We start from the raw sequence: 14,021 nt of genomic DNA on the forward strand, positions 1-14,021 counted from the left end.
CCCCATCCTCGCGCTAATGCCGCGGGTACCGCTCGATCCAGACGTCGCCGAGCGCGCTCAGCGCCGAGTGCCGGTCGAAGTGCCAGTAGGCGTCCGATGCGACGTTTTCGACCAGGTACCGCAGTTCCAGCTGGTCGACCCACTTCTGCGGCAGCCCGGGGATCCCGGTGCGCGCGCCGAGCAGGGCACCGGCGATCGCCCCGGTGAGCGCGCTGCGGCCGGAGTGGTTGACGGCGCGAAGCAGCGCCTGCTCCGGGTAGTTCTCGAAGCCCGACAACGCGGCGAAGGCGCGTCCGAGCACCGAGAGCGTCGTCTTGCCGTCGCCGATCAGCTCGGGCATCCGCAGGTCGGGCAGCCCGTGCTCGCCGAAGAACGGCACCGACTCGGCGACCGTGTCGGCGATCGCCGTCCACTCCGGGCCCTGCTGGAACTGGTTGTCCGGGTTGAGCACCTCGCGGGTGGTGTTCCAGATCGGGAAGCTGAACGCCTCCTTGGTCAGCGCGTGCTCGAACAGCCAGGTCAGGTAGGTCGCACTGGCCAGATCCTGCTCGTCGGGGTGGGTGACGCCGGCCAGTTCGCGCACCGCCTGCCGCGCACCGCCGCTGAACCCGCTGCCGGGACCGGCCATGGTCAGCGCGGCGGGCAACGCGGGGATCAGCGCGGCCGGGCCGCTCATCGGCGGCGCGCCGGCCACGCCGGTCGCGAGCTGGTGGTAGGCGTTGAGCTCGGCGTCGTCGATGTCACGCCGGGCGTGCAGGTCCGGGACCTGCACGAGCCAGCCGTCCGGGGCGTCCATCGGCGCCCCCTGGGTCCGCAGCCAGCGCTGCAGCGCCCCGCGGACGACGTCGGGGAAGAGCTGCTCGGCTTCGCGGGATTCGGGCCGCTCGCGGTGCGGGCTGCGGATGACGGCCTCGGTGTAGAAGAGCAGCCGCTGCGTCAGGGAGCCGATCCGGCCCGGCTGGTCGAACGCCGGGATCAGGTCGGTGACGCCTTCGATGCCGAACTTCGCGTGGATGTCGTGCAGCATCATCCGGTCGACGGCCGCGCCGAGCGCCTCGCCGAGCGCGAAGCCGACGTACGCGCCCGTGACCCGCTGCCAGCCGTAGCGGAACCCGTCGAGGTCCCGCTCGAAGTACTTGCCGAACGTGTCGAGCCGCGGCACCGTGCGGCCGGCGTTGTCGTACGCCGGGGCCAGGCCGTTCGCGCGCAGGTCGTTGGGCTTGCTGCGCGGCGGCTCCGGCATGTTGAGCCGCTTCAGCCAGGACTCGCCGAGGATCGTCTTCGCGCACTCCTCGGCCGTCAGCTCGAAGCCGCGCCGGCGCGCCTTCTCGGCCGCCAGGAGCGGCGGCTTCACCGGGTCCGGCAGGCCCATCCGGGACGCGGTTTCGGTGGCGACCCGGATCAGGTCCTCCTCCGCCTCCGGGCAGCGGCCGTGCACGTCGATGCGCGGTTCGTGCCGGGGAAACCGCTTGACGATCTCCGCGAGCTCGCCGCTGGAGACGTCCTCGATGGTCGTCGGACCGCCGTTGATCACCAGGTTCGGCGGGTGCTCGAACTCGGCCAGCGTGGCGACGTCGACCTTCCACCAGCCGTGCTCGCGCGCGGGCAGGTGCCGGGTCGAGCTGAACACCTTGAGCTCGTTGCGCTCTTCGGCGAAGTAGAACCGGTCGGTCTTGCCGGTCTCCAGGTCGAGCGGGACGTACACCTCGCACCGGATCAGCCCGATGAGCAGCAGCTCCCGGGTCAGCCAGCCGACGCTGCCGAACGACAGCAGCGTCTCCAGGGTGTTCTCCGGCTTCGGGTAGCCGCGGCGGATCGGCCCCGCCTTGTACTCGGGGTTCTCCCGCTCTTCGCCGGTCTGGTTGCCCTCGGCGTCGACCTTCACCCAGCCCGCGACGGCCTGCAGCGGCACGCCCAGCTCACCGAGCCCGGCCTTCACGTACTCGGGGTCGACGACCTCGCGCCAGTTCTCCTGGCCGGGGAACGCCACCGGCACCGACAGCCCGCCGGGGTGCGGGTGCGCCTGCCGCAGCTCGCCGTCCGGCTCGCGGACGACGACCGACGGCGGCGGGAAGATCTCCTTCTCCGGCCGGCCCTCGTCGAGGAACGCGATGGTGTTGTAGGGCACCGACCAGCCCTCGGGGATGCGCAGCACCTTCTCGGTGTCCACCCGCAGGCCCGCGGGGCCGGAGACGTCCGGACCGTGCACCGCGCGCAGCCACTGGCCGACCTTGGCAATCGCTTCCGCCGCTTCCACCTACTCGATCCTCTCCAGGCTTCCGTCGGACTCGTGCTCGGCGATCGGCTTCGGCAGCACGAAGGCCACCGCGCCACCCGGCAGGTTCGCCCACGGAACCGTGATGCCGGTGATCACGTGCAACGGGCGTCTGAGCCGGTAGCTCCGCCGCACCCGCTCGCGTTCGAGCGGCAGCGACGTCGTGGCGAACCGTACCTCCCCGTGGTGGACGAGGTTGCCCGGTTCCTCGCCGAAGCGCAGGACGACCGTACCCGCCACCAGCCTGGTGATGCGCTTGTTGCGGAGCAGGGTGAGGGGAGGCTCACCCGGCGCCGGGTGCACCGGCCAGTCGTCGAGCTCCTTGGCGGTTTCCAGCGGTGTTTCGTGCCCGGCGGTCATCCGGGCCGGGTGCAGCAGCAACGCGCCCAGCAGCTGCTGCGCGGCGTCTTCGAGCCGGGCGAAGTACTGGGGTTCGCGCGGTTTCCCGCCGGCGTGCGCGGCGACTTCCCAGCCGTCGGGCGTGTAGTTGAGGCACCAGGCGCCGTCGGCGCGCTCGCCGACCCGGTACGCCTCCGGCCACACCCCGTGCTCGCCGAGCCGTTGCACCAGCACGATCAGCAGCTCTTCGTCGGCGAGCCGCGGGTCCGGCGTGGTCTCCAGCTCGGCCGCGACATCCCCGGCGGTCTTCTTCACGTCGGCGCGACCCGGCTTCGGCCGCGGCTTGCCCAGCAGGTCCGCCTCGGCGGTCCGCCGGACCAGCGGCTCGACGTACGGCGGCTGGAAGTGGTGGCGGCGGATGTGCGCGACCAGGTCCGGCTCCGGCGGCACGCCGTGCTTGGCGAGCAGCAGCGGGACGGCGTCGGACCAGATCCACGTGCCGTCGGTGTGGAAGCGCTCGTCGCCGGTTTCGTGCACGACGGCCTCGCGCTCGAGGTACTGCAGCACGAGCGGCACCTCGGTGTCGGTCAGCGGTGGCCGTTCGACGTCCGGGCCGCCGACGTCCGCGTGCCGGAACACCAGACCCAGCGGCAACTGCGCACGCAGTCGCCACCAGTCCGGGATGTGCTCGTCGGCCCGCGGGAACGCGGCGAGCTCCTCCGGGTACGCGGCCGGCTCGGGCGGGGTGGTCCAGAGCGGATCGTCGTCGAGCGCGAAGTCGAAGTCGAAGCTGCCGTCGGGGTTCAGGGTGAACCGCGCCTGCAGCCAGGTGCCGCGGCCCTCGGCGTACATCCCGGCCCGCAGTTCGGTGAAGAGGGCGGTCAGCTCGGCCGGCGTCGCCGTGTTGTGGCCCGCGGTTTCGGTGTGCCGGCCGAGCTGCCGGAAGTCGGCGACGGCCGGGGCGGCGGCGTCGGCCCGGTGCTCGCGCACGAGCTTTCCCAGCCGCACCAGGAGGGTGCGCTGCTCGTCGGGCGAAAGTCGATGTTCCACGTGAATCATTGCGCCAACGTCGAGGTGTAGCTGAAGGTCGGCGGCTCGCCGGCGTCGAGACGCGCGAACTCGTCCTCCCACATCCGGAAAGTGCGCCGGTACAGGGAAACCTTGAGTGCGGCCTCTTCGCGGCTGAGCGGCCGCCCCTCCTCGCGGGCGACCGAGTGCATGGCGCTGATCGTGTCGTAGAGGGCGAAGATCGGTCCCCCGCCGCGGAGGTACTCCCGCCGCAGGTCCTCGGTCCGGATGACGAACTGCTGCTCGGTCAGCGCGCCGATGTCCCCGGCCTGCGCGAAGAGGACGTCGTCGATCTTGTCGTTGTCCTCGACGAACCGGCCCGTCCGCCAGTTCAGGATGTAACCGGCCAGCCCGCCGTCGGCCGTCTTGTCGAGCCGGTACGGGCTGTCGTGGTGCCGGAAGTACGCCGGCGTCTCGATCGTCATTGCTCCGGCCTCTTGTTCAGCGCTTCCCAGAACTTCTCCCGCTCCCGCTTGAGCAGGGCGTTGATCAGGGCCTGCTCTTCCGCGGTGTACGGCCGCGCCCGCTTCTTCCCGGTCTCGGGATCGGGCCCGGGTCCTTCGTCGACGGCCCGGGCCTTGATGTCCCGGCGCACCTCGTAGAGCGCGTGGTCGTAGGCGGAAACCGCGTCGACCGCCTTGAGGTGCAACCGGAACTCGGCGACGTGCCCGTCGATGCGGACCTTCATCTGCAGGTCGCTGTACCCGGCGGGCTGCGGCTTCACGAACCGGTCCTCGAACTCGACGATCTCGATGTCGTCGCGCGCCCGGATCTTTTCCAGGGCGGCGTAGAGCATCTCGATCTTGTCGAAGCGGACGATGCCGCCGGCGATGTCGGTCAGCCGTGACGGGTCACCGCCGTAGTTGGACTCGATCTTGTCCTCGGCGCGGCCCCGGCCCTTGAGCGTCTTGCGCAGATCCGGCTCGCCTTCGGTCTCGGCGGCGATGTCCGGCACGACCTCGCGCAGCTTCGCCATCGCGACCTCCGCGCGTTCGTAGACGCCGTCCAGGTACTTCTTGAACTCCGTCGCGTTGCCGAGGTGTTCCCGCGGGTAGGGCGGCTGGCGGCGGTCGGCGTCCTCGTACCGGGCGTTGTCCGCGGTCGCTTCCTCGGACACCCGGCGTTCGGTCTCGCCCAGCTCGATGTGCTGGGGTTCGGCCGGGATCTCCTCCGGGAGCGTGCCGTGCTCGCGCTGCTCGTGGACGTCCCGCAGCGAGTCCTCGAAGATCCGCACGGCCTCGTCGTGCGCGAGCAGGTTGCCCAGCGCGAGCGGGCGCCGGGCCAGCGAGTCGGCGATGTAGGCGTTGGCCTCGTCGCTCAGCAGCCGGACCAGCTCGGGCCGGGTCGGCAGCTGCGCTTCGAGGTAGTCCTTGAGCGGGCCCAGGTCGTGGGCGCGGCCGAGCTCGTCCTTGGCTTCGACGTGCGCGTTGGCCAGGTCCGGGTGCGCCAGCGCGGCCTGGAGGTCCTCGCGGCCGAGGAAGCGGTCCGGCTCCGCGGCGCCGTAGCCGCCGTGCGTCTCATGGGGGCTGTGCCCGGTCTGGAGGTGCACCTCCTCCGGCGTCCCGATGTGCATCAGCTTGACGCTGGTCGCCGGCTGCGGCAGGTGCATGAGGTCGCCGGACTGCGGGTCGATGAACGCGACCCCTTCGCGGGTGTGCACGACCATCGCCACGTGCCCGTACTCGACGCCGTTCGGGCCCGGGTACTTCACCGCGACCACGGCGTGGTGGTCGACCGGCATGCCCCGCATCTCGCGGATGACGTCGTCGTAGTTGCCGCGCTCGGAGAACGTCTCGCCGAACCGGCCCTCGAGGTGTTCGAGGGTGCCGCGGCTGCCCATTTCGTGCGGCAGGATCGGCTCGGCCGTCAGGTCGCCGCCGCGCAGCCGGTCCAGATAGGCCTCGGGACCGCGCGTGCAGTTCGTCATGTACCCGTTCTCGAACGCGCCCGGCTGGTGGAAGCCCGGGTTGACGTCGCGCAGGTGCGGGTGGCGGTCGTGCACGTAGGCCGCGCGCTCGGACGGCGTCGTCCCGCCGGCGTGGATGGCGGGTTCGTCGGGCGGGTGGGTGGCCCGGGCCAGCCGCGAGTAGTCGTGCACCGACACCGGGGGCGGCGGCGGTTCCGCGGGAGCGTCGTGGACGTCGTGGACTTCCTGGACCGACGGCTGCTGCGGGGCGACGTGCTCCGGTTCGCCGAGGCCGCCGAGCCGTTCCATGATCGCGGCCTGCTTGCGGCGTTCGAACTCGGCGGCGTTGTGGTCGTTCTCGGCACGGCGCTCGGCCATCTTCTCCCGCGCGGCCTCGGGCTCGAGGTAGCGCGGGTGGCCGGGCCCGATCTCCTCGGCCACGATGACCCACTTGCGGCGGCCGTCCGGCGTCATCTCCAGCCGCTTTTCGTGGACCAGCAGCTGGGTCCCGGGCGGCGACAGGGATTCGCGCTCGCCCGGGTTCTCGGCGAGCTTCGAGATGTCGCGCAGGTTGTCCGACCGGACGTGCAGCTCGATGTCGTCGCCGAACTTCGAGGTCGAGAACTCGTCGGTCTTGATCGACGCACTGGAGAACGCGGGCTCGACGACCACCGAGCCCGGCTCGTACGGCTTGGCGACCAGGTCGGCCAGGTGCGGATCACCGCCGACGTCGTAGGCGCGGATGGTCTCGCCGGACTCCGGCACGATCTGGTTGAGGCCGTCGACGATCGCGCGGGTGTTCTGCTGGGCGAGGTCGAAACCGGGGTGGCCGGGGCCGCGGCGCAGTGCCTCGTTGACGTCGTAGGCGTACTCGCCGCGGGTGTAGCCGTGCAGCGCGACGGCACCCTCGTCGGTCACCGGCAGCCCCGCGGCGTCCCGGCGGGCCAGCGCGCGATCGTGGATTTGCTGGTAGATGTCCTCGTCGCCGACCGCCCGGCGGATGCTCTCGTGGTCGGCCGGGGTCCCGCGGTGCTCGCGGTCGAAGAGGTAGCCCTCGTCGTGCGGGATGCGCTCGGACGGCGGGTTGAGCCGGTCGCTGATCGGCGCGCTTTCGACGAGGTGGTGCGCCTCGCCGCCGCCGAGCGGCAGGGTGTGGATGCCGGTGGCGTCGTGCGGCAGCTCGGCGAGCCGCCCGCTGACGGGATCGGCGAACAGCACCCCGTGCTCGGTGTGCACGGCGGCGATGAGCCGCGACTCCCCGCCCGGCGTCTCGAAGGCCACGGCCGTCCGCGCGCCGACCGGACGTTCGCCGAGGTCACGGGCGACGTCGTCGAAACTCCCGCGGCTGTCCCACTGCCCACCGAGGCTCTGTTGCCGGGCCGGCCCGGCCACGACGTCCTCACCGTTCATCCGCCGATCGAAGGCGATCATCGATTCGGCGGCGTTGGTGCGGTAGCCGTTCTCGAGGGCCTCCGGGCTGTAGTGGTTGCGGGTGTTGACCCCGGCGAGCTCGGGTACGGCGTCCCGCACCAGGCGAGCGTGCTGCTGCGGCGTCTCGACGGACCCGGCGTGCAGCACGGGCTGCCCACCGGCAACGAGCGGCTCGGCAAGCTGCGACCAGCCACCGTCCGGCTCCCCGGTGGCCGGCGGCCGCCGTTCGGGCAGCGGTTCGGCGCCCGGCGGGTCGAAGGCGTTGAGCTTGCCGGCCAGATCACCGCTCGGTTTGTATTCGGGGTGCTCGGCGTAGAACTGCTCGAGCTCTGCATCGGCTTCACGCTGACGGCTCGCTTCCTCAGCGCGTTCTTCGGCCCGGCGTTGCTCGATGGCGTCGCGCGCATCGGTATCCCCGAGGTGCCCCGGCTCTCCGGGAGCGATTTCTTCGGCGTGCACGATGTAGTGCGGCTCGCCGGGCACGCGCGGATCGGCGTTGGGGTGCCCCGGACCTTCTTCGATGCCGGTGATCTTGAACTGCGACCCGGGCTTGAAGAGGACTTCGCGTTCGTCCGGGATGCTCGCCAGGTCCTCGACGTCTCGTCCGGTCTTGGACTGGATCCGCATCTCGACTTCCCCGGGGAACTTGCTCCGCGGGTGCAGGGCGTCGACCTTCGACGAGCTGAGGAACGACGGTTCGGTGATGTGCGCACCGTCGTGGAACCGCGCGAGGAAGGCCTGCAGCCGCGCGAGATCCCCCTTGAAGTCGACCCGCCGCGAAACAACCCCTTCGTGCGGCGGCAGTTCGTTCAGCCCGGAGACGAGTGCCGCAGCCTGCGGAGCGAGGTGGGGCAGCTCGGGACCGCCCATCCGAAGGGCGTGGTTGAGCGGCCCGACCATTTCGTAACGGGTGTAAGCGTGCACAGCGACGGCCCCGGCATCGGACATGCCGGGGTGCGCCTCGTCGCGCTTGGCGAGCGCCTCACGCCGGAGCTGTTCGTGACGCCACTCGCCGTCCACCGGGCTGCCGCGCCCGGAGTCCATGAAGGTGTCCTCGATCCGCCGCATCCCGGCGGGGTCATCGGTGTGGAAAGCGGGATCGGTGAGGTAGGGCTCGTCGTGCCCGCGCCCGGCTGGACGTTCGTCACTGAGCGCCGATTGCTCGGTGCTGTGGTCCCCTGCCGACGGTTCGCCAGGACTGTCTTGGACCGGTGCCCCCTGCTCAGGGAGCGGTTCGCCGGCATGGTCCTGCCCGAACGGCCGCCCCGGATTTTCGTCAGCGGATGTCCGCGGCTCGGTCGCGTGCGCCTGCCCAGCAGTCGACTCGGAGGGCGAAGTCCCGCCCTGGTCGGCCGAACGCTCGGCCGCCGGCTGGTGCGTGGGTTCGGTCGCCGCGGCCGGGCGGTCCGGTGCGGGCTGCTCGTGCGGCGGCTGTTCGGCGGTCGGCTGTTGCGTGGGCTCGGTCGTCGGAGACGGACGGTCGTGTGCGGGCTGGTCGACCGGTCGCTCGTGCGTCGGCTGCTGTGCGGATTCGGTCGCCGGAGCCGGAAGTTCCGGTGCCGAATGCTCGGCCGGCAGCTGCGTCCGCGGCTGTTCCGGCGCACGGTCCACCGGCCGCGGCGGCTCGAACGGCCCCCGCGGCAGGTGCTCCTGCGGCGGCTCGAACCGTGGCGGCGGAACCTGCGGCGGCCCGTCAGGCCGAGGCGGACCCAGCCGAGGATCGTGCGGCGGCATGGGCGGCCGCCCACCCGGCGGAGGCGGCATCGGCGGCCGTCCACCGGGGCCCTGGGGTCCGCGAGGCTGGTTCGGATACCCGGCGGGACGCTGCCCCCCGGACATCGGCGGCCGCTGCCCACCCTGCGGCGGCATCCCCGAGTGAGGCGGCATCCGCCGCGGATCCTGCGGCGGCTGCCCGTTCGCCCCCACACCATGAGGCGGCCGCCCTCCCGGCGGCACGGGAGGCTGCCCACCCTGCGGCGGCACCCCGCCAGGCTGAATCCCCCGCGGCGCCTGACCACCAGGCTGCCCACCCAGCGGCGCCTGACCACCCAACTGCCCCGGCTGCCCACCCTGCGGAAGCTGCCCACCGGGTTGAGCCGCGTATCCCTGCCGCGGCGATGGACCGCCCGGCGGCACCGAAGGCTGCCCACTGTGCGGGCGTTGCCCGCCAGACTGGCTCGCTTGGCCGCCGTGCAGAGGCTGACTTGGCTGGGCGCCGTGCGGTGGTTGGCCGCCGCCCGGGACCGCTTGGCCGTTGTTCAGGGGCTGGCCTGGTTGCCCGCCGTGCGAGGGCTGCCCACCAGCTTGTGCCCCGTGCGGCAGTTGCCCGCCGGCCTGGGTCGCTTGGGCGTGCAGGGCCTGGCCTGGTTGTGTGCCGTGCGGTGGCTGGCCGCCGTGTAATGGCTGGCCTGGCTGAGCTCCATGTGAAAGCCGCGGAGGCTGACCGCCCGGGCGATACCCGCCCGGTGGCATCGGCGGCTGGCCGCCCTGCAGCAGGCGGCGGGGGTCCTGCGGGGGGAGCCGTCGTGGCTGGTCACCGCCGCTCTGGGGGCCGCCCGGACGGGGACCCGGGCCACCCGCCCGTCCCGGACCGCCGCCGTTCGGCAGGCCGCCCGGCGGCGGTGGGGGTGTGAAGCCGCCCGGGGGTGGCGTTTGCTGTGGTGATGGTCCGTTCTGGAACGGCGCTTGTCCGGCCTCCGCCGCGAACGGCTGGTTCTGGCCGCCCGTGAATCCGGCCGCTCCGACGTTGTCCTGCGGGCGTCCGCGTCCTGGTTCCGGGCTGAATCCCGGTGGCGGTGGGGCCATGCCGTAGCCGCCCTGCGACGAGCCGCCACCGGCCGAAGCCGGGGCCTCCGCGACCGGCCGCTGGACCTGGTCGGCGCCGGGTCGTGACACCTCGGGTGCGCGGTGCTCGGCGACCGGCGGCGGCCCGTTGTCCGCGCGCGGCGCCTCACCACGTGACTCATGTGCGGAGGCCGACTCACTCCGTGATTCCGGCCCGGAAGGAGCACTGCGTGTCTCGGGGGCCGAGGAGGCCTCGTGACGCGCTTCCGGCGCGGACGCCGAGTCACGCCGCGGTTCCTCACTTCGCGACTCCGGCGCCGCCGCGGTCTCACGGCGTGGTTCGTCGCCCCGCGCCGGCGGCTTCGAAGACTCGCGGCGGGCTTCGGGCTCGGACGAGGACTCACTCCGAGACTGGGGCTCGCTCCGGCCTTCCGGCTCCGAGGCCTCGCGTCGGGCTTCAGGCTCCGGCGAGGACTCACTCCGGGGCTCGGGCTCGCCTCGCGTTTCCGGCTCCGAGGAGGTCTCGCGACGGGCCTCTGGCTCGGGCGAGGATTCCCCGCGAGACTCGGGCTCGCTCCGCGTTTCCGGCTCCGAGGAGGTCTCGCGCCGCGTCTCAGACTCGGACGAAGATTCACCCCGAGACTCGGACTCACCTCGAGATTCCGCCTCCGAAGAAGACTCACCTCGAGACTCCGGCTCCGAAGCCGAACCCGGCTCCTCCCGCCGCGACTCCCCCGACTCACCAGAATCTCCTGAGCCGTCCGAGTCGGCCCGCGGAATGTTCGCCTCGTGAACCGAGTGCAGCTGCTCCTTCGCGCCCCCGACCGCACCCCCGACAGCCCCGCTGGACGCACCCATCAGCAGCTGCTCCGGCGTCAACGACCCCAAATCCCCGGTCACCGCCGCCTGCCCGACGGTCTGCGCAACCCCCTCGACCGCACCCCGCGCCCCGGCCCGCATGGCCGCGTCTGCGACCTGCCCACCAGCGCTGTGCGAAAGCCCCTCCGTCGCCCCGCGTCCGATCGATCCCGACGCCGCCCCCACGACGCCGCCGACCGCGCCCGAGATCGCCGCGTCCGAGGTTTTCGACCAGTCCCAGTCCTTGCGGTCACCCTTGGCCATCTGCAGGCCCTGGATGCCCGCGTCCATGCCGAGGTTGATCGCCTCGTTCTTGAGGATCTCCATGCCGATCTTCTTGAGACCCTGCTTGAGCAGCTTCTCCAGCAGCTCCTTCGCGACCTGCTTGAACCCCTGCTGCGCCAGCTTCTCGAGCAGCTGCCGGAACAGCATCTGCACGGTCATCCGGGTCGCGATCTGGGCCGGCGCGATCCCCGCCGTCGAACCGCCGAACGTCACCGCCGCCGCCGCGATCATCGCCGCGATCTGAGCGGCCAGCACGATCAGCGAAATGATGATCATGTACTTCGTGTACTCGACGTCCAACGCCGTCTGATCACACGAATCGCCCAGGGCCTGAGCCGCGTCGGCCAGCTGCTTGAAGTACGCCTCGTCGCCCTCGACGAACTTCTTCCACTGCTCCGCGAACGCGTCGGCGCCGTCACCCGTCCAGTTGTCGCGGATGCCGGACGCCGCCTGGTTGCCCGTCTCCGACACCGGCCCGATCGTCGCCGACGCCGTGTGCCACGCGTCCCGCAGCGCGCGCAGCTTGGTCTCGTCGCCCTCCGGCCAGCTCTCCCCGACGACGATCGGCAGCAGCCACTTGACCGCGTCGGGCATCTCCATACCCACGCGTCAATGCCCCTTGCCGAGCTGGGACGTCACGTCTTCGTCGGCGCCCGAAAGGGCCTTCATCGACTTGGCGACGTTCTGCTGCATCCCCCGTAACCCCGCGACGAGGTTGGTGAACCCTTCGACGGCGCCCTGCGCGCCCGGCACGTAGTCCTTGGCGAACTCCTTGCCGGAGTCGTCGCCGCCCCAGCACTCACCCTGCGCGGCGAGGGCGGCCGAAAGCGCCTTCGCCGCGTTGTCCAGCGCGTCGGCCGCCGTCACCAGGCCGTTCGACGCGCGCAGGACCGCGTCCGGCTCCGCGGTGAACCCGGAACCCCCGTCCGGCATCAGTCGCCCCTCGTCATCCAGGACGACGGTGGCTCTTCGTCCTCGTCACGCGGCGGGCGGACGCGCTTGGGTGCGGGCTTGGGCGCGGGGATCGGCGCCTGCTCGTTGCGCAGGATCGAACCGCCGTCTTCGAACGACTCGGGGCGCGGCGCCGGGGGTTCCTCGACTTCGTCGAACGACGGGATCGGCGGCACCAGGCCGGCCAGCGACGGCGCACCCTCGACCAGGTCGGCGAGGTCGGGCAGGCCCTCGGTGATCGGCGCCATCAGATCCGCGATCTTCTGCTTGACCTGCAACGATCCCTGGCGCACCAGCGACTGGACGGTGTTCGCGAGCTGGGCGGGCGTCGTGCGCTCGAAGGTGTTCGGGGCGAATTCGAGTTTCGCGAGGCTGCCACCGGCGTCGATGGTGGCGCGGACCAGCCCGTCGGATGAACTCACCCGGGCGGTGGTCTCGGCGGCCGCGGCCTGGGCGTCACGCAGCTGTGCCGTCTGCCGCTCGAAGTTCTCCAGGAGGGTGTCCATCTGGTCCTTCATCGCGGCATTGCGTGCTTCGAGCCGAGCACGGTCGTCGCCCGCGGTGGTCACAGGTGCCCCCGGTGTCCCTCGAACCTACTAATGACTTGCCCGTCACCCTAATGCCAATGGAGCAGTCACCGTGACCGGTTCGAGTGTTTGCGTCAGCGAATCGCCCGTCGGCGAGCCAGCACGTAGCCCGCTCCGCCGACGAGGTAGCAGACCGTCGCCGCGATGAGCAGGCCCGGCGAACGGCCGTCGTCCGGCACCACCAGCGCGCCCAGCGAAACCGCTGCCACTTGGGTGATGTTGAACAGCGTGTCGTACAGCGCGAACACGCGGCCGCGGGCTTCGTCGGCGACGTCGAGCTGGATCGACGAGTCGACGCAGAGCTTCAGCACCTGCCCGGCGCCGCTGATGAGGAACGACGCGAGCAGCGCGAGCGGCAGCAGCATCGGCAGCCCCAGCGCGGACTGCGCGATCGCGGCGATCAACAGCGAACCGAGGACCGCGCGCAGCCGCCCGAACCGGCGGATCAGCCGCGCGGTCAGCAGCCCGGCGAGCAGCAGGCCGGCCCCGGCGAGCGCGGCGATCTGCCCGAGGCCGGGCAGGCCGGCGCGGAAGAAGCCTTGGTCGGTGAAGTAGTTGCGCATCAGGAGCACGGTGACCAGCAGCGACACCCCGAACGACGCCCGGTGCGTGAACAGCGCGACGAAGCCCGCGGTGACGCTCGGGGCGCGCCATGCGTGCCGGGCGCCGTCTGCCAGCCCGCGCGCGACGGCCAGCACCGGGTTCGGCGGCTCGTCCACCACCGTCGGCCCGAGCACGCCCCGCGCGAAGCCGCGGGCGATCAACGCCGAGACCAGCGTGCCGAGCACCGCGAACGCCGTGGTTTCCGCCGATCCGACGTCGTTGCTGCCGAAGAGCGCGCGCAAGCCGATCGCGCAGCCACCGCCGATGACGGCGACCACCGAGCCGAGCGTCGTGGCGAAGGCGTTCGCCGTCACGACGCTCTCCTCTTCCACGACGTGCGGAAGGGACGCCGAGAGTCCCGAGCCGATGAAGCGTGAAATGCCTTCCGCCGCCAGGGCCAGCGAAAACAGGCCGAGCCCGCCGAAACCGAGCCCGACCGCGGCGGACGCGCAGACGATCGCCAGCCCGCGCAGGAGGTTCGCGAAGATCAGGACTTTCCGGCGGTCCCAGCGGTCCAGCAGCGCACCGGCGAACGGCCCGACGACGGAGTACGGCAGCAGCAGCGCGGCGAACCCGCCCGCGATGGCCAGCGGATCGGCGGCGCGCTCGGGGTTGAAGAGGACGGCTCCGGCGAGGCCCGCGCGGAAGACGCCGTCGCCCCAGCTGGCGGCGAAGCGGGTGAAGAGGAGACGCCGGAAGTCCGGGTCCTTGAGCAGCTCCCGAGGCCCTCTTCGCGCTGTCGTCGTCCGGGCGCTGATCGTCACGGAGTCAAGGTTAAGGCCCGGTCGTGGGACACCGGTCAAGAGATCTGGGTGGCCGGCGCACTGAGGTCGCCTCTCGGCGGCTATGCGCAGTGTGGCTCCAGCCGGACGGTATTCCACAAAGGCGGTTATTCAGTGAGCCCGGGGGACACGGAGTGCGCCGGCCACGTGTT

Annotated in this window: 7 protein-coding genes; all 7 read right to left on the bottom strand. The window is 71.8% G+C overall.

The genetic code is table 11. The annotated features are described in order from the left end of the window. Window positions 1–13 precede the first annotated feature (13 nt). On the bottom strand, window positions 14–2,257 hold the full coding sequence (locus IE317_RS38070; RefSeq protein WP_191316223.1) for an ADP-ribosylglycohydrolase family protein: 2,244 nt from the start codon (window positions 2,255–2,257) through the stop codon (window positions 14–16). Continuing rightward, complete coding sequence (locus tag IE317_RS38075) at window positions 2,258–3,673, bottom strand: TNT domain-containing protein (RefSeq protein WP_229903135.1); 1,416 nt, start codon at window positions 3,671–3,673, stop codon at window positions 2,258–2,260. Further along, on the bottom strand, window positions 3,670–4,107 hold the full coding sequence (locus IE317_RS38080; RefSeq protein WP_191316225.1) for a hypothetical protein: 438 nt from the start codon (window positions 4,105–4,107) through the stop codon (window positions 3,670–3,672). The genes IE317_RS38075 and IE317_RS38080 overlap by 4 nt, the downstream gene beginning before the upstream one ends. Next, window positions 4,104–11,546: a WXG100-like domain-containing protein gene (locus IE317_RS44895; protein WP_444859554.1), complete on the bottom strand. Its 7,443-nt coding sequence runs from the start codon at window positions 11,544–11,546 to the stop codon at window positions 4,104–4,106. The genes IE317_RS38080 and IE317_RS44895 overlap by 4 nt, the downstream gene beginning before the upstream one ends. 9 nt (window positions 11,547–11,555) lie before the next feature. Beyond that, window positions 11,556–11,879, bottom strand: coding sequence for a WXG100 family type VII secretion target (locus IE317_RS38090; protein ID WP_191316226.1), 324 nt, complete (start codon window positions 11,877–11,879; stop codon window positions 11,556–11,558). Next, window positions 11,879–12,415 (bottom strand): YbaB/EbfC family nucleoid-associated protein, encoded by a 537-nt coding sequence (locus IE317_RS38095; protein WP_191316227.1) that lies wholly within the window; start codon window positions 12,413–12,415, stop codon window positions 11,879–11,881. The genes IE317_RS38090 and IE317_RS38095 overlap by 1 nt, the downstream gene beginning before the upstream one ends. Before the next feature lie 143 nt (window positions 12,416–12,558). Beyond that, the gene (locus IE317_RS38100) at window positions 12,559–13,851 is read right to left on the bottom strand and encodes an MFS transporter (protein ID WP_191316228.1); all 1,293 of its coding nucleotides are present in this window, start codon (window positions 13,849–13,851) and stop codon (window positions 12,559–12,561) included. Between the last annotated feature and the right edge of the window lie 170 nt (window positions 13,852–14,021).

Source organism: Amycolatopsis bullii, from assembly GCF_014654205.1.
Classification (GTDB): Bacteria; Actinomycetota; Actinomycetes; order Mycobacteriales; family Pseudonocardiaceae; genus Amycolatopsis; species Amycolatopsis plumensis.